The 25050-nt window shown below is 60.0% G+C and carries 26 protein-coding genes; 15 read left to right on the forward strand and 11 right to left on the reverse strand.

The window, feature by feature from the left end; genetic code table 11:
- Nucleotides 1–618: 618 nt before the first annotated feature.
- The 8 genes from FGF54_RS18845 (at nt 619) to FGF54_RS18885 (ending at nt 9918) form a co-directional block, all read left to right on the forward strand.
- Nucleotides 619–2496, forward strand: a complete 1878-nt coding sequence (locus tag FGF54_RS18845; protein ID WP_142780742.1) for a TRAP transporter large permease subunit — start codon at nt 619–621, stop codon at nt 2494–2496.
- Nucleotides 2497–2562: 66 nt separating this feature from the next.
- Nucleotides 2563–3573 carry a TRAP transporter substrate-binding protein gene (locus FGF54_RS18850; RefSeq protein ID WP_003520342.1) on the forward strand — a complete coding sequence of 337 codons (1011 nt, stop codon included), beginning with the start codon at nt 2563–2565 and terminating at the stop codon, nt 3571–3573.
- Between the two features lie 178 nt (nt 3574–3751).
- Nucleotides 3752–4555 carry an SDR family NAD(P)-dependent oxidoreductase gene (locus tag FGF54_RS18860; RefSeq protein WP_168208186.1) on the forward strand — a complete coding sequence of 268 codons (804 nt, stop codon included), beginning with the start codon at nt 3752–3754 and terminating at the stop codon, nt 4553–4555.
- Between the two features lies 1 nt (nt 4556).
- Nucleotides 4557–5414 carry an IclR family transcriptional regulator gene (locus tag FGF54_RS18865; RefSeq protein WP_065656496.1) on the forward strand — a complete coding sequence of 286 codons (858 nt, stop codon included), beginning with the start codon at nt 4557–4559 and terminating at the stop codon, nt 5412–5414.
- Nucleotides 5411–6580 carry an acetyl-CoA acetyltransferase gene (locus tag FGF54_RS18870; protein WP_142780745.1) on the forward strand — a complete coding sequence of 390 codons (1170 nt, stop codon included), beginning with the start codon at nt 5411–5413 and terminating at the stop codon, nt 6578–6580. The genes FGF54_RS18865 and FGF54_RS18870 overlap by 4 nt, the downstream gene beginning before the upstream one ends.
- The gene (locus FGF54_RS18875) at nt 6577–8217 is read left to right on the forward strand and encodes an acyl-CoA synthetase (protein ID WP_142780746.1); all 1641 of its coding nucleotides are present in this window, start codon (nt 6577–6579) and stop codon (nt 8215–8217) included. The genes FGF54_RS18870 and FGF54_RS18875 overlap by 4 nt, the downstream gene beginning before the upstream one ends.
- Nucleotides 8218–8248: 31 nt before the next feature.
- Nucleotides 8249–9028 (forward strand): SDR family NAD(P)-dependent oxidoreductase, encoded by a 780-nt coding sequence (locus FGF54_RS18880; protein WP_142780747.1) that lies wholly within the window; start codon nt 8249–8251, stop codon nt 9026–9028.
- The gene (locus FGF54_RS18885) at nt 9025–9918 is read left to right on the forward strand and encodes a PCC domain-containing protein (protein WP_142780748.1); all 894 of its coding nucleotides are present in this window, start codon (nt 9025–9027) and stop codon (nt 9916–9918) included. Before FGF54_RS18880 ends, FGF54_RS18885 begins: the two co-directional genes overlap by 4 nt.
- Before the next feature lie 38 nt (nt 9919–9956).
- Here FGF54_RS18885 and FGF54_RS18890 read toward each other — a convergent pair whose 3' ends face one another.
- Both FGF54_RS18890 and FGF54_RS18895 read right to left on the reverse strand, forming a co-directional pair.
- Nucleotides 9957–10364, reverse strand: a complete 408-nt coding sequence (locus FGF54_RS18890; RefSeq protein ID WP_003520351.1) for a PPC domain-containing DNA-binding protein — start codon at nt 10362–10364, stop codon at nt 9957–9959.
- A complete protein-coding gene (locus tag FGF54_RS18895; RefSeq protein WP_168208187.1) occupies nt 10351–10917 on the reverse strand; it encodes a DNA-binding protein in 567 nt (188 codons plus the stop codon). The genes FGF54_RS18890 and FGF54_RS18895 overlap by 14 nt, the downstream gene beginning before the upstream one ends.
- Nucleotides 10918–11078: 161 nt before the next feature.
- Here FGF54_RS18895 and FGF54_RS18900 point away from each other — a divergent pair, with 161 nt between their 5' ends.
- On the forward strand, nt 11079–11564 hold the full coding sequence (locus FGF54_RS18900) for an Lrp/AsnC family transcriptional regulator (RefSeq protein WP_065656502.1): 486 nt from the start codon (nt 11079–11081) through the stop codon (nt 11562–11564).
- A gap of 29 nt (nt 11565–11593) precedes the next feature.
- Here the strand turns inward: FGF54_RS18900 and FGF54_RS27330 are convergent, their stop codons facing one another.
- Nucleotides 11594–11749, reverse strand: a complete 156-nt coding sequence (locus FGF54_RS27330) for a hypothetical protein (RefSeq protein WP_003520354.1) — start codon at nt 11747–11749, stop codon at nt 11594–11596.
- A gap of 137 nt (nt 11750–11886) precedes the next feature.
- Between FGF54_RS27330 and FGF54_RS18905 the strand changes: the two genes are divergently transcribed.
- From FGF54_RS18905 to FGF54_RS18915, 3 genes are all read left to right on the forward strand, one after another.
- Nucleotides 11887–13176 carry an MFS transporter gene (locus FGF54_RS18905; protein ID WP_035262904.1) on the forward strand — a complete coding sequence of 430 codons (1290 nt, stop codon included), beginning with the start codon at nt 11887–11889 and terminating at the stop codon, nt 13174–13176.
- Nucleotides 13173–13364, forward strand: a complete 192-nt coding sequence (locus FGF54_RS18910; protein WP_003506186.1) for a DUF1192 domain-containing protein — start codon at nt 13173–13175, stop codon at nt 13362–13364. Before FGF54_RS18905 ends, FGF54_RS18910 begins: the two co-directional genes overlap by 4 nt.
- Nucleotides 13365–13768: 404 nt before the next feature.
- Complete coding sequence (locus FGF54_RS18915; RefSeq protein WP_035262902.1) at nt 13769–14284, forward strand: DUF1465 family protein; 516 nt, start codon at nt 13769–13771, stop codon at nt 14282–14284.
- A 155-nt stretch (nt 14285–14439) separates the two neighbouring features.
- On the opposite strand, the gene rpmE is transcribed toward FGF54_RS18915, so the two are convergent.
- Nucleotides 14440–14661, reverse strand: a complete 222-nt coding sequence (gene rpmE, locus FGF54_RS18920; RefSeq protein WP_003497640.1) for a 50S ribosomal protein L31 — start codon at nt 14659–14661, stop codon at nt 14440–14442.
- Nucleotides 14662–14921: 260 nt separating this feature from the next.
- Here rpmE and FGF54_RS18925 point away from each other — a divergent pair, with 260 nt between their 5' ends.
- Complete coding sequence (locus tag FGF54_RS18925) at nt 14922–16721, forward strand: ABC transporter transmembrane domain-containing protein (protein WP_142780750.1); 1800 nt, start codon at nt 14922–14924, stop codon at nt 16719–16721.
- Between the two features lies 1 nt (nt 16722).
- Here FGF54_RS18925 and FGF54_RS18930 read toward each other — a convergent pair whose 3' ends face one another.
- The 6 genes from FGF54_RS18930 to FGF54_RS18955 all read right to left on the reverse strand — a co-directional run bounded on the left by FGF54_RS18930 (nt 16723) and on the right by FGF54_RS18955 (nt 23438).
- A complete protein-coding gene (locus FGF54_RS18930) occupies nt 16723–18369 on the reverse strand; it encodes an FAD-binding dehydrogenase (RefSeq protein ID WP_142780751.1) in 1647 nt (548 codons plus the stop codon).
- 89 nt (nt 18370–18458) lie between these two features.
- Nucleotides 18459–19490 (reverse strand): peptidoglycan -binding protein, encoded by a 1032-nt coding sequence (locus FGF54_RS18935; protein ID WP_142780752.1) that lies wholly within the window; start codon nt 19488–19490, stop codon nt 18459–18461.
- 2 nt (nt 19491–19492) lie between these two features.
- Entirely contained in the window at nt 19493–20509 is a 1017-nt protein-coding gene (locus tag FGF54_RS18940; protein ID WP_142780753.1) for a flagellar motor protein MotA, read from the reverse strand.
- Nucleotides 20510–20710: 201 nt separating this feature from the next.
- Nucleotides 20711–21511 carry an inositol monophosphatase family protein gene (locus tag FGF54_RS18945; RefSeq protein WP_035262908.1) on the reverse strand — a complete coding sequence of 267 codons (801 nt, stop codon included), beginning with the start codon at nt 21509–21511 and terminating at the stop codon, nt 20711–20713.
- A 164-nt stretch (nt 21512–21675) separates the two neighbouring features.
- Nucleotides 21676–22776 carry a tetratricopeptide repeat protein gene (locus tag FGF54_RS18950; protein ID WP_035262893.1) on the reverse strand — a complete coding sequence of 367 codons (1101 nt, stop codon included), beginning with the start codon at nt 22774–22776 and terminating at the stop codon, nt 21676–21678.
- An 8-nt stretch (nt 22777–22784) separates the two neighbouring features.
- On the reverse strand, nt 22785–23438 hold the full coding sequence (locus tag FGF54_RS18955; protein ID WP_142780754.1) for a thiamine phosphate synthase: 654 nt from the start codon (nt 23436–23438) through the stop codon (nt 22785–22787).
- Between the two features lie 104 nt (nt 23439–23542).
- On the opposite strand from FGF54_RS18955, the gene FGF54_RS18960 reads away from it, so the two are divergent.
- Nucleotides 23543–24307 (forward strand): sulfite exporter TauE/SafE family protein, encoded by a 765-nt coding sequence (locus FGF54_RS18960; RefSeq protein WP_003520365.1) that lies wholly within the window; start codon nt 23543–23545, stop codon nt 24305–24307.
- Between the two features lie 103 nt (nt 24308–24410).
- Here FGF54_RS18960 and FGF54_RS18965 read toward each other — a convergent pair whose 3' ends face one another.
- Nucleotides 24411–24587 carry a YdcH family protein gene (locus FGF54_RS18965; RefSeq protein ID WP_003506164.1) on the reverse strand — a complete coding sequence of 59 codons (177 nt, stop codon included), beginning with the start codon at nt 24585–24587 and terminating at the stop codon, nt 24411–24413.
- Between the two features lie 234 nt (nt 24588–24821).
- Here FGF54_RS18965 and FGF54_RS18970 point away from each other — a divergent pair, with 234 nt between their 5' ends.
- Entirely contained in the window at nt 24822–25025 is a 204-nt protein-coding gene (locus FGF54_RS18970) for a YdcH family protein (RefSeq protein ID WP_003497661.1), read from the forward strand.
- Nucleotides 25026–25050 lie beyond the last annotated feature (25 nt).

A 25050-nucleotide genomic window follows, 5' to 3' on the forward strand; every position in this document is an offset into this window, starting at 1 on the left:
AAGCAAGATCATCCGTATTCCGTCACCCGGACCAATCGTCTTTCATTTTACCTGACTGATAATTCTCAACCGTTTTGATTGTGCATCGCTACCTGCGTGGAAGCATATCCACCATGGGCAGCTTTATCCGCTCAAGTCGTGCGACCTGACGACTTTATGACCGTCATTGCCGCAATAGGCAGCGGATGCGCTCCCCGACTTCTCCAGTGCATAGCGCCAGACCATCCGGATCGCCCGGCATCATAAGCGCTTTCGTCTCGACGGGCTTCCGAAAAGCCCCGGAAATTGCTGCGCGCTCGTTATATCACAGATAAATTTCAATCAATTATAGTATGATCCACTATGTGGACCTATAAACACGCGATGAAAACCGCGCAATACTGCATTTATACAGTTGATTTTGGCACTTTTCCTGTGTATCCCGAATGCATAGTTTTTTAACGGTCCATATTGTGGAGGCAATATACCGCTAGTTTCAGGCTTTTGGAGGGGTCTGGCCGGTCTGGCAATGACAGATATATCCTGATGCGTCGGTCATGATATTGGCCTCGACGCGGATAACTCTCTTTGTCTGCCGCAGTCCGTTGCGAAGGTTGTTCTGTGGGAGAGGAGGCCCCGATGACCATGACCGCAAACGCGAATGACGACGTATTTGTACTCGATGGAGAGCTTTTACATACCGGGCCGGTAACAGGCTCGTGGTTCATGCGACCTATCGAGGCCGTAGCGGCGGTGCTGCTGGCGGTGATGATCGGCCTGCTTCTGCTGGGCGTGACATCGCGCTATGCCCTGCATTTGCCAATCGTCTGGATCGATGAAACGGCGTCGTTGAGCTTCCTGTGGTTTGCCATGCTGGGTGCGGCAATTGCCATCGATCGTAGCGAGCACCTGCGACTGACGCTGTTTCTCAACATGTTTCCGCAGCGCATTCTGGGCTATGTCAATTCGCTCGCTTTGGTGCTGGTGGCGACATTTCTTGCGGCGATTATCAAGCCCGCGATAGAATATGCCATTGAGGAATGGGTCGTCACCTCGGCGGCGCTGAATATTCCAATGTCCTTCCGCGCTGCAGCGCTGCCGGTTGGCGCCTGTCTTATGCTGCTGCTGGTCCTCAACAATCTCTTCCGCAGGGAAAATCTGCGGGACATCATCGCAGCCGTTGTCACCGTCGCGGTCGCCTCCGGCCTGCTCTATCTGGCATCTCCGACGCTCGAAACTTTCGGCAATTTCAATCTGGCGATCTTCCTTGGCCTGTTCGTGGCGGTGTTTCTGGTACTGGGCGTACCGATCGCCTTCTGTTTCGGCCTTGGAACCCTCGCCTACCTGACCTTTACCACCTGGGTTCCGACCATCGTGATGATCGGGCGCATTGACGAGGGCATGTCCGGCATCATTCTGTTGTCGGTTCCGGTTTTCGTGCTGCTGGGCTGCGTGCTCGATGCCACCGGCATGGGCAAGGCGATTGTCGAACTGCTATCCTCGATGTTCGGCCATATTCGCGCCGGCATGTCCTATGTGCTGCTCGGTTCGCTGTTTCTGGTCTCGGGCATTTCCGGCTCCAAGGTTTCGGATATGGCGACGGTCGCACCGGCGTTGTTTCCGGAAATGAAGCGCCGTGGCCACAAGCCCAAGGAAATGATCGCGCTTCTGGCCACCGGCGCCGCCATGGCCGATACGGTTCCGCCCTCCATCGTGCTGATCGTTCTCGGTTCGGCAGCGGGCGTGTCGATTGCCGGCCTGTTCACTTCCGGCTTCATGATCGCCATGGTACTGCTTCTGGTACTGGCCGTTCTGGCGCGCTGGAAGGCGCGGCATGAAAACATGGAAGGCGCAAAACGCACCCCGTGGCCGCTGGTGGGCAAGGCAGCGCTGGTTGCAGCGCCTGCGCTGGTTCTGCCCTTCCTCATCCGCAGCCTCGTCGGCGGCGGCGTGGCGACGGCAACCGAGGTTTCCACCATTGCCGTGCTCTATGCGATGATTATCGGTGCGGTGCTTTATGGCGGCATCAGCCTCAAAAAACTCTATTCCATGCTGGTGGAGACGGCCGCCCTTTCCGGGGCGATCCTGCTGATCCTCGGTTGCGCCTCGGCCATGGCCTGGGGGTTGACGCAGAGCGGCTTTGCCTTCCAGCTGACCGCGATGATTACCGATCTTCCGGGCGGCTGGATGACCTATATGGTCGTGTCGATCCTGATTTTCATGATCCTCGGCTGCGTGCTGGAAGGCCTGCCGGCGATCGTATTGCTCGCACCGATCATGTTCCCCATTGCCCGCACGCTTGGCATCAACGACATCCATTATTCGATGGTGGTGGTGGTCGCCATGAATATCGGCCTGATGGCGCCGCCCATCGGCATCGGTTTCTATATCGCCTGCAAGATAGGCAATGTTTCGCCTGATGAGGCCATGGGCGCCATCTGGCCCTATCTCGCAGCCATGGTCATCGGTCTGCTGCTGATTGCGGCAATTCCGGGCTTCTCGACAATTCTGCTCTGAGACCGTGGCGGGTCCACCCGCCACGCCGATGAATGATACATGCTTTTATTTTGGGAGGAGAAAGCAATGAATATCAACAGACGTACCGTGTTGGCCGGCGCCGGTTCTGCCGTTCTTGCCACCGCTTTTGTGTCGCGCGCCCGCGCTGCGCAATTCAATTATAAATATGCCAACAACCTGCCTGCCGCGCATCCCATGAACATCCGCGCCAAGGAAGCGGCTGACCGTATCGCCAAGGAAACCGACGGCCAGGTGAATATCAACATCTTCCCCAGCAGCCAGTTGGGTGCCGATACCGATGTGTTGAGCCAGGTACGCTCGGGCGGCGTTGAATTCTTTACGCTTTCGCCACTGATCCTGTCGACGCTGGTGCCGAATGCATCCATCAGCGGCATCGGCTTCGCCTTCCCGAACTACGATTCGGTTTGGGCGGCCATGGATGGCGATCTCGGCAAATATGTGCGCGGCGAAATCGCCAAGCAGAACCTCGTTGCCATGGACACCATCTGGGATAACGGTTTCCGCCAGATCACCAGCGCTTCGAAGCCCATCGCCACGCCGGCCGATCTCGAAAGCTTCAAGATCCGCGTGCCGGTAAGCCCGCTCTGGACCTCGATGTTCAAGGCCTTCAAGTCGGCCCCAGCCTCGATCAATTTCGCTGAAGTCTACACCGCCTTGCAGACCGGCGTTGTCGATGGCCAGGAAAATCCGCTGGCGATCATTTCCACCGCCAAGCTGTTCGAAGTGCAGAAATTCTGCTCGGTCACCAACCATATGTGGGACGGCTTCTGGTTCCTGGCGAACAAGCGCGCCTGGGAGCGCCTGCCGGATGACCTGCGCGCCATCGTTGCCAAAAACCTCAATCAGGCCGGCAAGGACGAGCGGGCCGATGTGGCGAAACTCAATGCCTCGGTGAAGGAAGACCTGATTGCCAAGGGCATGACCTTCAACGACACCGACGCCTCACTCTTCCGTGCAACCCTCAAGGAAGCCGGTTTCTATTCCGAATGGAAGGGCAAATATGGCGATGAAGCCTGGGCCATTCTCGAAAAGGCCGTTGGCGCCAGCCTGACCTGATCGATCCGCTGAATAACTGGCCCCGCTTTGAGAGCATTTCCAGGAAAAGTGGAACCCGGTTTTCCGTCCGGAAATGCGACAAAACAAAAAGCTGGAGCGTTTTCGCGATTCGAAGAAAAGTGAAAACGCTCTAGCGGGGCCGACCCGACTATTTCTGACGATTGTAATGGAGACTGTTTTGACAGGTCGCCTGACGGGAAAACGCGCCATTGTTTTTGGCGCAGGATCATCTGGTCCGGGTTTCGGCAATGGCAAGGCTGCGGCCGTGCAATTCGCCCGCGAAGGCGCACGCGTGGCCTGTGTCGACCTCTTCGCTGACGCGGCCGAGGAAACCGCGCAGATCATTCGCGGCGAAGGTTTCGAGGCGATTGCGGTTGCTGCCGATGTCACGGAATTCGATTCCGTATCTGCCACGGTTGCGCGGACCTGCGAGGTCTTCGGCGGCATCGATATCCTGCACAACAATGTCGGCGTGACCCATATGGGCGGCCCGGTCGAGCTGGATGAGGAACGCTTTCGAGCCTCGGTCGACCTCAATATCGGCTCCGTTTATCGCACCGCCAAGGCGGTGCTGCCGGTGATGCTGGCGCAGGGCGGCGGGGCCATCGTCAATATCTCCTCGCTCGCCTCCATTCGCTGGACCGGCTATCCCTATTTTGCCTATTACGCCATGAAAGCCGCCGTAAACCAGGCAACCGTGGCGCTGGCCATGCAATATGCCCGCCAGGGCATTCGCGCCAATTGCGTTCTGCCCGGAATGATCGACACGCCGCTGATCTACAAGCAGATCAGCAATCAATATGCCTCCGTCGAGGATATGGTGGCAGCGCGCAATGCCGCGGTCCCGGTCGGCCGCATGGGCGATGCCTTCGATATCGCCCATGCGGCAGTCTTTCTGGCATCCGATGAAGCCAAGTTCATCACCGGCATCTGCCTGCCGGTCGATGGCGGGCAAAGCTGTGCGGTGGGAGCGTTTTCCTGATATGGCCACGATGATCCCGATGGAAAACGACCTGACAGGCGCGCGCGCGGTAGACCGGGCGCTGGGGCTTCTATCGATGGTGGGGCGTCATGCCGAACGCGGTGTGGCGCTTTCGGTCATCGTCACCGAAAGCGGGCTGAACAAGCCCACGGCCCGCCGCCTGCTGCTGGCGCTGATCCGCGCAGGCCTGGTGGAGCAGGATGAGGAAACGCGGCGTTATTATCTGGGCGAGGAAGCCTATGTGCTCGGCAGCCTGTCATCGCGCCGTTTCGGCTTGCTGCAGATGGCCCAGGATAGTCTGACGCGCATTTCCCGCCGCACCGAGGATTCGAGCTTCCTTTCCGTGCGTCGCGATACATTTGCGCTGTGCCTCTATCGCGAAGAAGGCACCTGGCCGGTGCGCACCCACGCGCTTCAGGCCGGTTTCGAGCACCCTCTGGGCATTGGCGCGGGATCGCTCGCCATGCTGGCGGCGCTGCCCGATGCCGAGGTGGAAAGCGTCATTGCCGCCAATAGCGGGCTGATTGCCGCGAACTATCCCGGCATCACGCTGGACGGGCTGCGCCGCGATGTCGAATTGACGCGAACCAATGGTTATTCGCTCAATCCGGGTCTGATCCTCTCGAATTCCTGGGGTATCGGCGTTGCCATCCGAACGCCGGATGGCGCGGTGGCGGGGGCGCTGAGCATTGCCGCCGTCGACAGCCGCATGCGGCCGGAGCGCCAGCCGGAACTGGCGGCGGTGCTGCGCGAGGAAGTGACCCGCATCGAGACACGCATTGCGGAAATGATGGCCAGCCGCGCCCGCACGCGCGGCGAAGGCGATGCGAAACGGCAAACAAGGAGAACGAGCAAATGAGCAAAGCGCAGATCGTCGGCTGGGCGCATTCGCCTTTCGGCAAATCGGCCCTTGAAAATACCGAGCAACTGATGGCTTCGGTCGTGGCGCCGGCCATAGACCATGCCGGCGTCGATGTCGGCGATATAGACGGCATTTTCGTCGGCGTCATGAATAACGGTTTCTCGAAACAGGATTTTCAGGGCGCGCTGGTGGCCATGGGCGATGAGCGCCTCGCCTATACGCCCGCCGTGCGTTTCGAGAATGCCTGCTCGACGGGATCGGCCGCCCTTTACAGCGCCATGGATTTCATTGAGGCCGGGCGTGGACGCATCGCGCTCGTTGTCGGCGCCGAAAAAATGACGGCGCTGCCAACCGCCGAGGTGGGTGAAATCCTGCTATCGGCCTGCTACCGTGCTGAGGAAGCCGATATTTCCGGCGGCTTTGCCGGCCAGTTCGGACGTATCGCTGAGGCCTATTTCCAGCGCTATGGAGATCGCTCGGAAGAACTGGCGATGATCGCCGCCAAGAACCACGCCAATGGCGCGGTCAATCCCTATGCCCATATGCGCAAGGATTTCGGCTTCGATTTCTGCAACACGGTATCGGACAAGAACCCTTATGTCGCAGGCCCGTTGCGCCGCACCGACTGCTCGCTGATTTCCGATGGCGCCGCCGCCATCATTCTGGCCGATGAGGAAACCGCAGCGACACTCAACCGGGCCATCGGTTTCAGGGGCCGCAAGCATGTCAATGACATTCTGGCGCTCAGCCGCCGCGATCCGCTGGCCTTCGAGGGCGCGCGCCGCGCCTGGGCAGGTTCACTGGAACTCGCCGGGGCGACGCTCGACGACCTCTCCTTCGTCGAAACCCATGATTGCTTCACCATTGCCGAACTCATTGAATATGAGGCCATGGGGCTGGCGAAACCCGGTGAAGGCCATCGGGTGGTACGCGAAGGGACTGCGCTGAAAACCGGTCGCCTGCCGATCAACCCCTCCGGCGGGCTGAAATCCAAGGGGCATCCTGTCGGGGCAACCGGGGTCTCGATGCATGTCATGGCCGCAATGCAATTGATGGGTGAGGCGGGCGACATGCAGATCCCCGGCGCCTCGCTGGCCGGTGTCTTCAACATGGGCGGAACTGCGGTTGCCAATTATGTCTCGATCATGGAGCGCGTGAAATGACGATACAAAGCGCCGTGCAGCATCCTCCCGGCGGGGTTGCGCCTTCCACCACGCGGGTGATGAATCTCTCGCATTTCCTGACCCAGGCGGCACGCCGCCACCCAACCGATATAGGTTTCGTCTGGGGTGAAAAGACCTGGACATGGGCTGAAATGGACGCCCGTGTCGATGCCATGGCGCAGGCGCTGGTCACCGAATTCGGCGTCAAAAAGGGTGACCGCATTCTGGTGCAGTCTTCCAACAACAACCAGATGTTCGAATCCATGTTCGCCTGCTTCCGCGTGGGTGCGGTGTGGGTGCCGACCAATTACCGCCAGTCGCCAGATGAGGTGGCCTATCTGGCAAAAGCCAGCGGCGCACGCGGCATGATCTGCGCCAGCGCTTTTCCCGAGCATGCAAGGGCCAGCCGTGATGCGACCGCGATCGATTTCACCATCGCCATTGGCACGGCCGAATTCGGCGAGGACTACGATACCATCGTGGCCCGTCATCTGGGCCAGAAAGTAAAAAGCCAGGCGGTGGATCGGGACGATCCCTGCTGGTTCTTCTTCACCTCCGGCACAACGGGTCGGCCCAAGGCTGCGGTACTGACCCATGGCCAGATGGCTTTCGTCATCACCAACCATCTTTGCGATCTGATGCCCGGCACCGGACCGGGCGACGCTTCCATCGTCGTTGCGCCGCTGTCGCATGGCGCGGGTATTCACCAGCTGGTGCAGGTGGCGCATGGGGCAAAAACGGTGCTTCCGGCTGCGGAAAAACTCGATGTGCCTGCGGTATGGGCGCTGATCGAGAAATGGCGCGTCACCAATGCCTTTACCGTGCCGACCATTCTGAAAATGCTGATCGAAGACCCTTCCGTGGATCGTTTCGATCATTCCTCGCTGCGCTACGTCATCTATGCCGGTGCGCCCATGTATCGCGCCGATCAGAAACGGGCGCTCGCCAAGCTCGGCCCGGTGCTGGTGCAATATTTCGGCCTCGGCGAAGTGACCGGCAACATCACCGTGCTGCCGCCCTCCTTCCACGCCGCCGAGGACGGCCCGGAGGCGCGGATCGGCACCTGCGGTTTTGATCGCACCGGCATGGAAGTGCAAATCCAGAACGATGCGGGCGAGGAGCTTCAGGCCGGTGAAACCGGCGAGATCTGCGTGATCGGCCCGGCGGTTTTCGCGGGTTACTACGATAATCCCGATGCCAATGCCAAAGCCTTCCGCAACGGCTGGTTCCGCACCGGCGATCTTGGCCACCGCGATGAGAACGGTTTCGTCTACATCACCGGCCGCGCCTCCGACATGTATATTTCCGGCGGCTCGAACATCTATCCGCGTGAGATCGAGGAGAAAATCCTCATGCACCCGGATATCAGCGAGACAGCGGTTCTGGGCGTGCCGGACGCGGTGTGGGGCGAGGTCGGCGTCGCCGTCTGCGTGGCGCGGGAGGGCGCGGATATCGCCGGCATCGACCTGAAAGCCTATCTCGACGGCAAGATGGCCCGTTACAAGCTGCCGAAAGCCGTTGTGTTCTGGGATGCCATGCCGAAATCCGCCTATGGCAAGATCACCAAGAAGATGATCCGCGAGGAGCTGGAAAAGCGCGGCCAGATGCCGGTTTTCGAGGAAAAACTGACCGGCTGAAGGCCGTAACGCATAACCGGGAGGAGACGGTATGACACAGCAGACGAGAGAGATGAAAGGCGCTGTCGCCATCACCGGCGGCGCATCGGGTATCGGCTTTTCCACGGCGCAGCTCTTAATGGCGCGCGGCTGGCAGCCATGGCTTTTGGACCTCAAGCGTGAGGCGCTGGATGCGGCCTGCGAAAAACTCGGCATCGATGCCTCGCGCGGCATCGTCTGCAACGTGGCGGATGAGGCGTCGATAGAAGAGGCTTTCGCCGCCCTGACGGCAGGCGGCGCCGATCGTGCCGTTGATCTGGTGGCCGTCGTCAACAGCGCCGGCATCGGCATCGACAAGCTTTCCATCGATACCAGCGTGGAAGAATTCCGTCGTATCGTTGACGTTAATCTCGTCGGCAGCTTCGCCGTGGCCCGCGCCGCCGCGCGTTACTGGCTGGACCGCGCAATTTCCGGTTCGATCGTCAATATCAGCTCGGTCTCCGGCATGTGCGGCAATCGTGGTCGCAGCGCCTATGGCGCTTCAAAAGGTGGCGTCAATCTTCTGACGATGGTTATGGCAAACGAGCTGGGGCAATCGGGCATTCGCGTCAATGCGATTGCGCCCGGCCCCGTCGATACCCCCCTCACCCAAGCGGTTCATACGGAGAATGTTCGCAGCCAGTGGCACAGCCGCGTTCCCATGCACCGCTATGGCAGGACGGACGAGATCGCCTCTGCCGTGGCTTTCCTTGTGTCGGACGACGCGAGCTACATCAACGGACAGGTGCTGGCCGTGGATGGCGGCTTCATTACCGCAGGGCTTGCGGTATGACGATAATGCCCCCGAAGGGGCTTCCGCGCAGCATCGTCCATCCGGGGCCGGCAACACCCGAACGCTTCCGCGTCGTCGGCTGCCACGCCCATCCGGTCAGGCTGAATGCCAGACCCGGCGTCTGCGTCAACGAAGCGATTGCAGAGGCCTTTGTCGAACAGGGTTTCGATGGCGGTTATGTCAGACTGAAAAATGTGCCGATGAAGCGGTTGCACTATGTCATGCCCGCAGCCGCACCCGATGACGCCCATGCCGCCTGGTATAGCGAAACATTCTCCATGCCGGGAGGCACGATCATCGATGCCGGCCTGCATATGGGGCGACGCGACGGTCGGCCGTTCCTGCATTGCCATGGTTCGTGGAAAAGTGCCGAAGGCGTTCTATCCATGGGCCACCTGCTGCCTTTGGAGTCCGAATTTGCCGGGGAAACGCCGCTCGAGGCGCTGGCGCTGGATGGCGCAATTCTGGATGTGCAAAAGGATGAGGAAACCAATTTCCCCCTCTTCACGCCCATCGCGCAGCCGCGCAACCGGAAAGATGCAGGGCGCCGGGCGTTGTTGTGCACCGTGCGGCCCAATACCGATATCTGCACGGCGCTTGAAGCCGCCTGCAAACAATTCGACCTGCGGAAGGCCGAGGTCAATGGTATCGGCAGCCTGATCGGCGCGGATTATGAAGACGGAACAAGTCTCACCGCCTATGCCAGCGAAATCCTCATCCGCAATGGCCGCATCCACCCCTCCGCCACGGGTGGCGGACGGGCAATGCTGGATATTGCGATGGTCGATCTTACCACGCAGATCAGCGGCGGGCGGCTGGTGCGCGGCAAGAACCCGGTCTGCGTCACTTTCGAGCTGCTTCTGACCGAAAGACAGGGGGCGGCCGCATGAGTTGCGCCGCGCAACTCCACCGCCCGCCTTACCGTACCTCACGCCGCCTGCGGCTTTTCCGCAGGCAACCATTCTTCCAGCGTCACCTCAAAGGTCATGCATACAGGGTTGGCGCCGGCGATGAAGGGACCGCCGTAAACCGCGCCATCGGTATCGGCGACAACGCCGGTCAGCGCGGCGCGCAGGGAGCCATCCGGCTGGGCGCGCACCTCACCGGCAATCGAAACGATTTCAACGGCAGGACCGCTTATCTGCAAAAACGCGCCGCTGCGGGTGCCGAGGCACGCATCCACCAGACTGCCCAACGCGCCGCGCACGAAGGCGTTGCGGAAACCTTCGGCCAGACACAGTTTCTCGACGCCGAGCACGAGATCTTCATTGGGCGCGATGCGGGCATAGGCCACGCGGCCCATGGAGCCGGATTCGACAGTGTTATGCGTGTTCATCGGCGCGCTCCGTGCGATTCCTGGGTTGAAGAAGGGGAATATTGGTTTCGGGATCGAAGGACTGCTGCAGCACGAAACTGTCGAGCGAGGTCACGAGTGCGGAAATGCCGCCTTCTCCGACGATACAGGATTCCGTCAGCAAATGGCCGCCTTTGACCACACCCGCCGCAGTCCGCATGGCGGCATGGCAATGCACGATCGGCTCGCCCTTCATGCTCCGCCCCAGCGTCGCGTTGCCGAAAACCAGCCAGGCTGCCCCGGCATCGATGGGTTTCGTATAGGCGATGACCGCCCTGCCGGAAGGATCGGGTGGAGCCACGCAATAGGACAGGATGTCGAAATAACCGCCGAGAATGGTCAAAGAGGCATTTTCGATGCCGTTTTCGGCCAAAGACCGCACGATTCCATCGTAGAGGCTGCAGCCAGGCGCGATGAAGAGCCGCATATGGCGCGCAGACGGCGAGCGCAGGCTGTTGATACGCACCGGCGAAGAAATACCGGGGTGTATCAGCGTTCTCGGCCTTGGAAAATGCTGTTGCCGTGTAGGTGCCATGCCTGCTCCTCCCTGCTGCCTGTACCTTGCAGTACGGTACTCAAAGACCAGCCAAAGGTGCTTTCGAATGGCGCCGCCAAAGTGCCCTTCGGAAAACACTTCTTTCGCGAGCGGCCCCACCGACGGCAGATTTTTTTGCGATATATTTCAGGGAGGCCGGCATGACGAAGCCGCTGGACAGAATTGACCGCAAAATATTGCGGGCCCTGCTGGAGAACGGCAGGCTGAGCAATACGGAACTATCGGAAAAGGTAGGGCTGTCGCCCAGCCCTTGCTGGCAGCGCGTCAAGCGGCTGGAAGACGAAGGGGTCATTCGCGGTTATACCGCCATTCTCGATCAGGCCCACCTGGGACTGACCGAGACGGTGATCATCGAGGTCATGCTGGAGCGTCACGACGATGAGGTTCTGGAACGTTTCGGTAAGGCCATGGCCGCTCTTCCCGAAGTGCTGGAAGCCTATCTGACGACCGGCGAATATGATTATCTCATCAAGGTGGCGGTGGCGGGAACCGCGGGTTACGAGCAGTTTCTGCGCCGCAAGCTTTACAAGATCGAGGGTGTGCGCCATTCCCGCTCCTGTTTCGCACTTAAATGCCTCAAGCATACTTTATCGGTCGTGCCCGATGCGGAGCCGCCACCCGCCTGAAAGGAGCCTGCCTCCGCGGCGGCTTTTCGTTACGGACGCAGAAGCAGCGTCACCGACCAGATGACAAAGGCGGCAACCGCGATCTTCCAGCAATCGCCTCTTTTTTTCAGGCCCGGCAGACCGAGCGGCCGGATGATCTGGACCACCATGGCCAGCAGTAAAAAAAGGCCGATCGCCTTCGTCATTTATTGAGCCTTTTCTTTATTTCTGCATCGTCACAGGCTGGACATTTTTACCGTTCACCAGAAGAGTGCAACTCATTCGGGTAACGCCCGTCCTATGACCTGTCCGACCGTCCGTCCGAACGCATGAGAGTGTTTTCATGAGCAGAAATCTTCTACCCGTATTCGCTCTTTTATCCAGCACTCTGTTTCTTTTTCTCGGCAACGGCCTTCAGGGCCTCGTCCTGCCGGTGCGTGGTTCGGCGGAAGGTTACTCCAATGAAATTCTTGGCTTTCTGGGCACTTCCTGGGCGGCGGGATTCGTCGTCGGCTGCTTTGTCGCGCCTGCCATCGTGCGCCGCGCTGGCCATGTACGGGCATTCGGGTCCTTCGTGGCGCTGGTGTGCCTGACGGTGCTGATGACCGGCCTCATCATCGACGACACCTCATGGATCGCGCTGCGCGCGCTTACCGGTTTCTGCACGGCCGGAACCTCGATGATTATCGAAAGCTGGCTGAATGAGCGCGCCACCAATGAAAGTCGTGGCATGATCTTCTCGCTTTATATCGCCATCACGCTGCTCGGCGTCGTGGCGGGGCAGATGATCGTGCCGATGGGGGATATCAGCAATACCTCGCTGTTCATGATCTGCGGTATCATCTATTGCATCGCGATTTTGCCAGCGACGCTTTCGAAGGCGGCGAGCCCACAGCCGTTGCAGAAGGTGAAGCTGGATCTGCCGGCCCTTTACCGCAACTCACCGGTTTCCTTCATCGGCATTCTGATGATCGGCATTGCCAATGGCGCTTACGGTACGCTCGGCGCCGTCTTCGGTGCGCGGGCAGGGCTGGACCCGACCATGATCGCCATCATGGTGTCCGTCACGATTTTCGTCGGTGCGCTGGCGCAATTTCCCGCAGGCCGGCTTTCAGACCGGATAGACCGCCGCTACGTGCTGGCCGGGCTGGCCGGGCTTGGCGCGGTCGCGGGCCTGGCTGTCGCGGTGGTCCAGCCGCATGATGTCTATGTGCTGATTTCCATGATCGCCATTTATGGCGCCGCCGCCAACGCCCTCTATCCCATCGCCGTGGCACATGCCAACGACTTCGCCGCATCGGAAGACTTCGTCAAGGTTTCCGGCGGTCTGCTGCTGCTTTACGGCATCGGCACCATCATCGGCCCGACGCTCGGCGGCGCGATCATGACCCATTTCGGCCCCTATGCACTGTTCCTGGTGACGGCTGTGGCCCATCTGCTCATCACCGCCTATGCCATCATCAGAAGCCGCCGGCGCGCTGCGCTTTCCACCGAGGAAAAAGACAATTTCTCGACGATGATGCCAACGACGCCCTCACCGCTCGTCACGCCGGAAAGTATTGCGCTTGACCCGCGCGCGCCGCAATATCCAGGCGACGATGGCGACTATGTGGAAAAAGGAGCAGGCATATGAGCCTCTTTGACGATGACCGTCCGCAAAAACCGGCAGCGCATGAGATCGGTGGCGATCTCAGCCTTCTTTCCGTGGACGAGCTGAGCAGCCGTATCGATCTTCTGCAAGCCGAAATCACCCGACTCGAAGAGGAGAGGACACGGAAATCCGCCGGAAGGCAGGCGGCGGAAAATCTCTTCCGATCCTGATGCGCGCTGCAGAATAGGTACACGACTGCACTTCCGCTGCCGCAAGCTACGGCTCAGCCAGCGCCCGAAAATGAATATTACGGGGCAGTCTTTCGTTTACCATTAACCGAAAATTAAGCTTTCTGAGAGATTACTATACATGTCCAGTTCTTCTGGACCTCAGGCATCTTCTCCATACGGCGAATTGGTCTGATTTTTCTCCCTGTTTTACCTTGAGAGCCGCTTTCGCGGCTCTTTTTTTGCCGCTGGCCGGTTTCCGTAAAACTGTGGGTATTAACCCTTCTTTAATAATTGCCTTGCGCATTTCAGGTAAAGATACCATCCTGAAAACACTAAAGGCCGGAACAAAATATCCGGGTCGTCGTTGCCTGACAGTGTGGTGCGTGAGCAGGGATTTAAAGAAAATGTCGGAACAGGTTTTAAATACCATAAGCTTTGCGGGTCGCGCGGCTGCTTCCAACCAGTTCAAGACCCTCTATACCGAAGGCATGACCTTGGTTGAGGAAACGGCAAGTTATCTCGACGGCGCCGGCCGCGCCGCCTCCAAGGTGCTGCCGCGCATGGCCTCGGTGCTTTATGCGGCGGAATCGATGCGCCTCACCACCCGCCTGATGCAGATGGCCTCCTGGCTGCTTCTGCAGCGCGCCGTCAACAACGGCGAAATGACACGCGATCAGGTTCTGAACGAAAAGAACAAGGTGCGACTCGACAGCTTCAACGTCGACCGCAACGCGCCCGGCTGGAACGACCTGCCGGAATCCTTCCGCGATCTCATCGAGCGCTCGCTGCGTCTCCAGAACCGCATCGCCCTGCTCGACCGCGAAATCTATCGCCCATCCGAAGCCGCCAAGGTGCCGGACAATGAAAACAGCGTGCAGGCGCAGCTCAACCTTCTGCGCACGGCTTTCTCGATCAACTGAGAAAAGACGACCTTATCCGGACAATTTGAAAAGCAGGCTCACCGGCCTGCTTTTTTCTTTGCGTGCTACGCGGGCGCGAGCGCCATCGCCGAAAAATGGCAACAAAAAAGCCCGGTAAAACCGGGCTTTTTTTAAACGATCCGTCCACAAGAGGATCAGAGGCCGAGGCCGCCGAAACGCTTGTTGAACTTGGAAACGCGACCACCGCGGTCCATAAGCTGCTGGTTGCCGCCCGTCCATGCCGGATGGGACTTGGGGTCGATTTCAAGGTTCATGACGGCGCCTTCCGAACCCCAGGTGGAGCGGGTTTCGTATTCGGTGCCATCGGTCATGACCACCTTGATCGTGTGATAATCGGGATGGATATCAGCCTTCATGACAATCTTCCTGGTTAAGTGACGTGCGGTCCATTTGCCGCAATTGCGTCAACTGAGCCATTTCAATAAATGAAGCCATAGACCAGATGGGCTATGGCTTCCCAATTCGATGCGGAGCCTATACATGAAGGTCGCCCAGATAACAAGAGCCTGCTATCCCCTTGTGAAAGGAGATGGCCAAAGGGGCGGGAATTTTACCGCACACCGGAAATTCACCCGCAAAAGGCCCAAAACGGCAGGGAATGAGGAGCATAGAGGACGTGGCAGACATTGACGAGCAGAAAGCGGCGAAACAAAGAAGCCTGAAGCCGCTTCTTGGCCTGTTTCCCTATCTCCGGCGTTATCGCGGCCTGATGGCGGCCGCCCTTTTCGCTCTCGTGCTTTCTTCCGCCACGACACTTGCCCTGCCGCTTGCCGTTCGCCGCATTATCGATCACGGTTTCCAGACGCCGGATGGCGGCATGATCAACAGCTATTTCGCCATGCTTCTGGCGATTGCCGTTGTCCTCGCGCTCGCCAGCGCCATGCGTTATTATTACGTCATGACCATCGGTGAAAGGGTCGTTGCCGATCTGCGCCGCGATGTCTTTGCCCACCTCACCACCCTGTCGCAGCAGTTTTTCGATAGCAATCGATCCGGCGAGCTGACCTCGCGGCTGACCGCCGATACCGTGCAGATTCGCTCGGCTTTTGGCTCGTCCGCCTCGGTAGCGCTGCGCAACATCATCATGTGCTGCGGCGCGGTGGCGATGATGATCTATACCAGCCCCGGTCTTTCCGGCCTTGCGCTGCTTGCCATTCCCTTCATCGTTTTCCCGCTGATCGCCTTCGGGCGCTCGGTTCGCGCCCGCTCCCGCACCACGCAGGACACATTGGCCAATTCCGCCGCCTATGCTTCCGAGACGATTGCGGCGAGCCGCACCGTGCAGTCCTTTAATGCCGAGGTGCTGGCGAATGCCCGTTATGGCGCCTCCGTGGAAGCCGCCTATCAGGGCGCACGCGCCGCCATCGGCGCCCGCTCCATCCTCACCGCCGTCGCCATTGCGCTGGTCTTCGGCAGCGTCGTCGGCATTCTCTGGTATGGCGCGCAAAGCGTGCTGTCGGGCAGCATGACCGCGGGCACGCTCGGTCAGTTCGTGCTTTATTCGGTCATCGCGGCAAGCGGTCTCGGCCAGCTCTCCGAAGTCTGGGGTGAACTGGCGCAGGCGGGCGGTGCGGCCGAACGGCTTTCCGAACTGCTGAACGAGCACTCGCCCGTCGCGGAACCCACATCGCCCGTCGCCATGCCGCAGCAGCCGCGCGGCGAGGCGGAATTCGAGAATGTCGATTTTGTCTATCCGCTCGCGACAGGACGGCCGATCGTTTCCGGCCTCTCCTTCAAGGTCAGCGCCGGCGAAACCGTCGCCATCGTCGGGCCTTCCGGTGCCGGCAAGAGCACGGTCTTTTCGCTGCTGATGCGCTTTTACGATCCGCAGCAGGGCCGCATCACCGTCGATGGCACGGATATCCGCGACGTCACCCTTGCCGATCTGCGCGCGCGCCTGTCCATCGTTCCGCAGGATGTGGCGATATTCGCCTCCTCCATCCACGATAATATCGCCTTTGGCCGGCCTGACGCGACGCGCGAGGAAGTGCGCACCGCCGCCATTGCCGCACAGGCCGACAGCTTCATCGAACGTCTTACCGACGGATATGATACGCAGGTGGGTGAACGCGGCGTGACGCTTTCCGGCGGCCAGCGCCAGCGCATCGCCATTGCCCGCGCCATTCTGCGCAATGCGCCAATCCTGCTGCTGGACGAAGCCACCTCGGCGCTGGATGCGGAAAGCGAAACGCTGGTGCAAAAGGCGCTCGATGAGCTGATGAAAACCCGCACCACCATCGTCATCGCCCATCGCCTTGCCACCGTGCTGAAGGCCGACCGCATTCTGGTGATGGATGAAGGCCGCATCATCGAAGAAGGCACGCATCAGAGCCTCATTCGCCAGAATGGCCTTTATGCGCGGCTTGCCCGGCTGCAATTCCAGACCGGGCCGGACGAATTGCGCGCCCAGGCCTAGATCACGCCAGCACTTTGCGCCCCGCAACGCGGCCGGAAAACAGGCAGCCGCCAAGGAACGTGCCCTCCAGCGCATTATAGCCATGCATGCCGCCGCCGCCGAAACCCGCCACTTCGCCGGCGGCATAAAGGCCCGGCACCGGCGCACCGGCAGCATCCAGCACCCGCGCTTCAAGATCGGTGTGAAGACCACCAAGCGTCTTGCGCGTCAGCACATGCAGCCGTACCGCAATCAGCGGCCCCATTGCCGGATCGAGCAAGCGGTGCGGTTTTGCCGTCCGCATCAACCGGTCGCCGAGATAACGGCGCGCGCCATGGATGGCCGTTACCTGTGCATCCTTGCTGAAACCGTTTTCGATTTCGCGGTCGCGCGCCTCTATCTGATGGCGGATACGGCCTATATTCAGCCGGTCGTCGCCGCTGATGGCATTCATCGCCGTCACGAGTTCTTCGAGCGTATCCCGAACGGCGAAATCTTCGCCGCGCTCCATGAAGGCACGCACCGGTCCCGGTGGTTCCTTGCCCAGTCTTTTGAGCAGCAGCCTTATATCCTTGCCGGTCAGATCCGGATTCTGCTCCGAGCCTGAAAGCGCAAATTCCTTCTTGATGATCGCCTTGGTCAGAATGAACCAGCTATGGCCGCTGCCGCGTTCGCCCAGCATTTTAAGCGTGCCGAGCGTATCGAAACCCGGCATGGCGGGGGCGGCGAGGCGGTTTCCATCCGCATCGCACCAGAAGGACGAGGGGCCGGGCAGGATGCGGATACCGTGACCCGGCCAGATCGGATCGTGGTTCTTCACACCCTCGGTATAATGCCACATGCGGTCACGGTTGATGACGGCTCCACCGGCGGTTTCCGTAATGGCGATCATGCGGCCATCCACATGCGCGGGAACACCGCAGACCATGCTGGCAGGAGGCTCGCCCAGCCGTTCCACCGGCCAGTTGCGCCGCACCAGTTCCTGATTGCCGCCGATACCGCCGGAGCTGACGATGACCGCCGCAGCGGAGAAGACAAAATCGCCCTGCTCTTGCCGGCTGCTCTCCTGCCCGCGCTGCACGGGGTCGGCTGCGAGAACCGCCCCTGAAATACCGGTCACCCGACCGTCGGCGATCTCCAGACGATCAACCCGGTGGCGAAAGCGAAAGGTCAGCCGGCCTGTTGCCGCCATCGCCTTCGCCTTTTCGATGAAAGGTGCAAGTACGCCCGGACCCGTGCCCCAGGTTACATGGAAACGCGGAACGGAATTGCCATGGCCGTGGGCGAGGCTGCCGCCGCGCTCAGCCCAGCCGACAACGGGAAACCAGCGCATGCCCATGCGGTGCAGCCATTCGCGTTTCTCACCGGCAGCAAAATCGAGATAGGCCTCCGCCCAGCGGCGCGGCCAATAATCCTCCGGACGGTCGAAACCGGCCGAGCCGAACCAGTCCTGTCTTGCAAGATCGAGACTGTCTCGCACCCGCATCCGGCGCTGTTCGGGACTATCGACGAAAAACAGACCGCCCAGCGACCAGAAGGCCTGTCCGCCAAGGTTCTGCTCGCCCTCCTGATCCACGACGCAGACGCTGAAACCCCGCTCAGCCGCCTCGGTTGCCGCCACCAGCCCGGCAAGCCCCGCGCCGACAACGACCACATCATAGCCTTCCATCAGCCCCTCCCAGATATGACGGAATTACTTTTACGCGAACGTAAATTCACTTTCATCAGAAGGCAACCGCGATGAGGCGGTCCGCGATTTCAGCGTTCGGTGAGCTTGAGTTCGATACGGCGGTTCTGCCGCCGTGCCTCCGGCGTATCGCCTTCGGCAATCGGCTGATATTCGCCGAAACCGGCGGCGACCAGCCGGTTTGCCGGCACGCCCTTGGAGATCAGGAATTTCACCACCGAGGTGGCGCGGGCCGACGAAAGCTCCCAATTGTCCCGATAACGCCCGGAACCGGAAAGCTGGACATTGTCCGTATGGCCATCCACGCGCAGCACCCAGTTGATCTCCGCCGGAATTTCCTTGGCGAGATCGAGCAACGCGACAGCAAGCTTCTCCATCTCCGCCTGCCCTTCCGGGTTGAGTTCATTGCCGCCGGAGGGGAAGAGCACTTCGGACTGGAAGACAAACCGGTCGCCAACGATGCGGATGTTTTCGCGGTCCGACAGGATTTCGCGCAGCCGCCCGAAGAAATCGGACCGATAACGGTTAAGTTCCTGCACCCGCTGCGCCAGCGCGACATTGAGACGGCGACCGAGATCGGCGATCTTGACCTGAGAAGAGGCATCCTTGGCTTCCGAGGCCTGAAGCGCGGCTTCGACCGAGGCAATCTGCGCTCTCAGCGCCGCAATCTGCTGGTTGAGCAATTCGATCTGCGCGGAGGCACGGGAATTGGCCTGCCGCTGCTCGTCCAGCTCACCGGTCAGGCTACCGATCCGGGCATTGGCATTCGCATTGCTGCCAGATCCCGCATCGAGAAGCGCCTGCAGGCGCGAGCGCTCGTTTTCGGATGCGGCAAGGGTGGATTGCAGGCTCGCGAGTGCGTCCTCAATATCCTGCTTGTTGCCCTTTTCCATGGCCAGAAGTTCGGTCAGCTCCGCAATCTGGCTGTTGAGACGTGTTAGCACCTCATCCTTGCCGGTGATTTCCCGCGACAAAACGAATTGCGCCAGTACGAAGACCGTGAGCAGAAACATGATGGCCATGAGCAGCGTCGAAAGCGCGTCGACGAAACCCGGCCAATAATCCACACCCCTGTCGCGGCGGCGGTTGCGCGCAAGCGCCATGGCTACTCGCTCCCGTTATCGTGCCGGGTGCGTCCGGAAGATTTCGTGTCGCTGTCGATCCGCGCCGACAGCCGGTCGAGCGTGCGGCGGAGCGATTTCGATTCTTCTTGCTGCGCTTCGATCCAGTCTCGCAACATCTGCTGTTCGCTGCGCATGTTCTTGACCAGGCCCTGAATGCCTTCGGCAAGGCTGGTCATGGCCGCAAGCGAGCGCTCGGTGCTGACCACGGCGCCGGGTTCGCCCTTGAACTCCCTCGGCCCTTCCGTCGTATCCGTCACCGAGGAAAGCCAGTTTTCGAGCTGGGTATAGAAACGGTTCTGGGCGCGGCCGGCCTGAAGATCGAGGAAACCGAGAATCAGCGAACCCGAAAGACCAAGCAGCGACGAGGAAAAGGCTGTTCCCATGCCCGCCAGCGGCGCAGTCAGGCCAGCCTTGAGGGAGCCGAGAATATCGTTGCTGTCGCCAGCGCTCGGATCGAGCGACTGGATGACATTGCTGATGGCGCCAATGGTGCCGATCAGGCCCCAGAAGGTGCCGAGCAGGCCGAGAAACACCAGCAGGCCGACAAGATAACGCGATGTGTCACGCGTCTCATCGAGGCGCGTCGCGATGGAATCGAGGATCGTCCTTTGCATAACGGCAGAGAGCCGGACTTCGCCACGCTTACCGATCAGCGTGCTCATCGGCGCAAGCAGCTTGGGCGCACGGCCGACCTTTTCGACGCTGCCGGCAGCGCGAAAGGCATTGAACCAGCGAACTTCGGAACGCAGGCTCATCGTCTGCGTGAACACCAGAATGATGCCGATGGCCAGCACACCGAGAATAAAGCCGTTGAGCCCCGGATTGGTCATGAAGGCGGTGTGGGCCTGCCGGTAAAGAATGGCCGCCAGAAAGCCCACGAGGATCAGAAACAGAACCATCGTCCAGAGAAACGGTGTCGGGCTGGACAGCTTGTGGCTGTATTGCCGTGTGGTCACCGGTTTCTCGACGCCAAGATCGAGCAGCTCCGAATCCGCCATAACGTTCGCATTCCCTCTGGTCAGCTATCCAGCGGAAGCTATTTGAAAATTGCGACGATTTGAAGCGAAAAGCCGGTCTTTCGTCACAGGCGTTTCACGAAAACAGCCTGGAACCGGATGACGGAAAATAAAAACACCCGGCGAATATTCGCCGGGCGTCTAAAACTTGCAGAAAACAGCAGGTTTTCCGCCGAAAACCAATCAGCGGCCCGGAATGGGACGGTTGGCGACCTCGACGAGCGCCTTGTGGATATATTCATTGCCGGCAGCGACGGAGCTGCTGCCGAAGATATCCGTACCGCCCTTGATGTCGGAGGCGAAACCACCGGCTTCACGAATCAGCACCAGACCTGCCGCCATGTCCCATGGCGAAAGATCGGCTTCCCAGAAACCATCCAGACGACCAGCGGCGACATAAGCGAGATCGAGCGAAGCCGCACCCATGCGGCGGATGCCGGCTGCCTCACCCATGACGTGGCGAAGTTCGACCAGGAACTTGCCGTGATTGCCACGGCCGAGATGCGGCACGCCGCAGCCGATGACGCAATCGGTCAGCGCCTTGCGCGCAGCGACACGGATGCGGCGATCGTTGAGGAACGCACCGCCGCCGCGCTCGGCAGTGTAGAGTTCGTCGGTGGCCGGATTGAAGATCACGCCGGCGACGACTTCACCGTTACGCTCGAGCGCGATGGAAACCGCGAAATGCGGAATGCCGTGCAGGAAGTTGGTGGTGCCATCCAGCGGATCGACGATCCAGCGATGTGCGCCGTCCGTGCCCTTTTCCTCGCCGCCTTCTTCACCCAGGAAGTCGTAGGTCGGGCGGGCCTTCATCAGCTCGTCGCGCACGATCTTCTCGGCTTTCAGGTCCGCCTGCGAGACGAAATCGCTCGGTCCCTTGACCGAGACCTGAAGGTTCTGCACTTCACCGAAGTCACGCGACAAAGACTTACCCGCCTTGATGGCGGCCTGAACCATGACATTGAGAAGGGCTGAACGGGCCATCGATGTTGTTTCCTGGAAATCTTGCGAACCGCCCGGAAGCTCACCGGGCAGGCACGTCATTATTTTCTTGAATTGAAAGTTTGCGGTTCAAGACCACAAAACGCGCGGAAATTCAAGGCAAAAAGCCCATGGGTCGACGCCGGTGCCGGAAGGCTCCCCTTCCATCACGTCGGGCGGAAACGATTTGCGGCCTCAATCGCCTTCTTCTGTTGCTCGTCGGTGATGCCGAGATAAAAGTCCTCGAGAGACGGATCCTTCAGCCCGGCGCGGCGGGAAAGCACGTACCATTTGGCCGCTTCGACCGGATCGGGCCGGGTGCCGAGCGCCTGAATGTAAAGATGCGCCACCTTGTTCTGCGCCACGACATTGCCGCGCTGTGCCGCACCGTAGAGCCAGCGGAAGCCCTCATCCAGATTGCGCTCACCGCCGAAACCGTTGACCAGCCAGATGCCGAGATCGACCTGCGCGGTATCGTATCCAGCCTTCGCGGCCCGTGTCAGCCAGTCCCGCGCCTTTGCCTTCTTCTCGGCCGGCACATCCTTGAGCGACCAGTAAATCTGCGACACCGCATATTGCGCATCGGCAATGCCCTGTTCGGCGGATTTCTCATAGAACGGCAAAGCCATCAGCAGACCCTTGGCGCCGGGATTTTCCGAAACCAGTATCTGACCCCAGTTGAACTGGGCAGAGGCGTTGCCGGCTTCCGCCGCACGGCGCATGAAATCGTCAGCTTTCGCCTTGTCGCGGGTGACGAATTTGCCTTCCATCAGGATCAGCGCGAATTTGAACATGGCGACGGGATCGCCACCCTGAGCCGCCTGCTGGTACCAGAAAGCAGCTGTCTTCTCGTCACGGGCGATGCCCAGACCACGCGACATCATTTCCGCCACCAGCGTCTGGGCGGCTGCGTCACCGTTCTGCGCGCGGTTCAGCGCCTTGTCGAGCGCCTGCACATATTCGCCGCGCTGGAAATGCCCGTAAGCTTCGTCCACCCGGCCCTTGAATTCCTTTTCAGGCGGCAGCGCCGGCAGCTCCGCGCCCATGCGCTGATAGACATTCACACCTGCAGAGGGCTGCAAGTCCTTCTGCTCTTCGGATTGCACCCTGCCCTGACGGGTCGGCTGAGCCTCATTTTCCAGCTGGCGGGACAGTGCATTGCTTTCGCTCTGCGGCCCGGACTGGGCAAAAGCGACACCCGCCGGCGCGCCGAAAGCGAGCGCCAGCAGCGAAACGGAAAGGCAGAGGTGAACCGAGCGCATGATCATCGCCTGTATCAACCGTCAAACCGTGGCGCTTTTTCGTCAAGCAGGGCGTTGATTTCAGAAACGGCCTGGGCAGCGCCACTGACGTTATCGAAAACACCGCTGCGCATCGCCACGAACTCCACACCGGTTTCTGCCACGGCAACCACCGAGGAAATATCCGTGCCGCCCATGACGATCGCCGGGATTTCGATCATCGAGGCCCACCACTCGCCGAGCGCCAGGTTTTTGGGGTGCGCTTCCGGCTTGATGTCGCCTTCGAGCTTTCCGAAAAAAACATAATCCGGATTGGCCTCGCCCTGCTCCAGCGCCTTGTGACGGTCATCCGCATTGCCGCCGCCGACGATGAGCTTCGGCGTGAATTTTTCCACGGCCTCGGCAAGCGCCTCGCCATTGCCAACCACATGCAGGCCATCCGCCTTCACGCGACCGGCAACGCGGCTGTCGCCGGCGATGAGCGCTGCCGCACCTGCCTTCTGGACAAGCGGCACGATCAGCTCGGCGCGTTTCTGGAAAGCGGCGTCATCCAGACCATATTGCGGAATGATGACGGAAGCGACATCGCCGCCCCGCAATGCGTCTTCCACCTCTGTCGCCTGCTTTTGCGCGTCGTCCGATTGCGGAACGATGAGGACAAGGCGGCAACGATCTTCAACTAGGGTCATCGGTTCGTCCATTTCAGACAGAAGACGCCTACCGCGCAATCTGCACTCGTTTTCATATGACAAATCCGATAAACCGGACCGGCGAAAGGATCAACCGTCCATCCATGCTCACCGATTTTCATTTTTATCTCGTCGCCATCCCCGCAGTCGTGCTCGTCGGCCTTTCCAAGGGCGGGCTGGGCGGCGCTCTCGCCCTGATGGGCGTGCCGCTGATGGCGCTTGCGGTATCGCCCGTGCAGGCGGCGGCCATCTTCCTGCCGATCCTGATCGTCATGGATATCGTGGCGCTTTTTGCCTGGCGGCACTACAACCACCGGGAAACGCTCCTCATCATGCTGCCGGGCGCAATCGCCGGTATCGCGCTCGGCTGGGCGACCTCGAGCCTCATTTCCGCGGACGCCATGCGCCTTGTCGTCGCCTCTGTCACGATCCTGTTCGTGCTGCGTTATTTCTATGAGAGCTTCAAAAGCCGCAAGGGCCAGGAAATTCCGGCCAAGCCGCAAAGACCGGCGGCTGCGACCCTCTGGTCCAGCCTGTCGGGTTATGCGAGTTTCGTGGCTCATGCGGGCGGTCCGCCCTTCCAGATATATGTTCTGCCGCTGAAGCTCGATCCGAAGACCTATACTGGCATGAGCGTGCGTTTCTTCGCCATCATGAATGCGATCAAGCTCATTCCCTATTTCGCGCTCGGCGCGCTGGACGCCACCAACCTCAAGACATCGGCAAGCCTGCTGCCGGTGGCGATGCTGGCGACGCTTGCCGGCGCCAGGGTGGTGAAATATCTGAAACCCGCCGTGTTTTACCCACTCATGTATGCCATGGCGCTGATTGCGGCGCTTAAACTGCTGTGGGACGGACTGCCGTTCTAAATTCGACAATAAAAAAGCTCTGGCAGCAGGTTTTCGCCGCCAGAGCTCGAAAGGCTCAGACCGTCGACCCCTCATTCATCGAGGGCCGACGGTCTGGCATAAATCAATGTCTTGTCGAGGCCTTGAGCCTCTGCAGTTCATCCTTCAGGCGCAGTTTTCGACGTTTAAGGTCCGCGATCTCTCTATCGTCAGACGACGGGGAAGCAAGAATACTTTCGAGCTCCTCCTCCAGAGCACCGTGTTTCTTTTCGAGCGATGCAATATGAGCCTGAATGGTCATGCGGCACGTCCTTCCTTTTTGAACCTACCTCCAGCTCTCCATCGCTGGAGTTTCAGGTTTACGACGGCAATGTGACACGGATCGCGCCGCTTGTCGAAGGCGAAATGAAGGCAATAAGTGGGCAATTTGGTCGCAACGGATAACTTCCCGTTACCGCGATTTGATGATAGAGGCTCGTGAACGATCACAGACGCGCCGGAGCCGATCCGGCTGGCATAAAATGGGGATGACGAGATGCCCGATCAGGACCAGGCGGACATCAGGCTCACGCTGGCGCGGCTGCGCCAGGAGCATGAGGATTATGACGCGGCGATCAACGCGATGATCCAGACCAGCTGCGATGCGCTGAGAATACAGCGCATGAAAAAGAAGAAGCTGGCCGTCAAGGACAAGATGACCCAGCTCGAAGACCAGGTCATTCCCGATATCATCGCCTGAGCCCGGAGACATTACGTGACAGCAG

The organism is Agrobacterium sp. T29, assembly GCF_006970545.1.
GTDB lineage: Bacteria > Pseudomonadota > Alphaproteobacteria > Rhizobiales > Rhizobiaceae > Agrobacterium > Agrobacterium leguminum.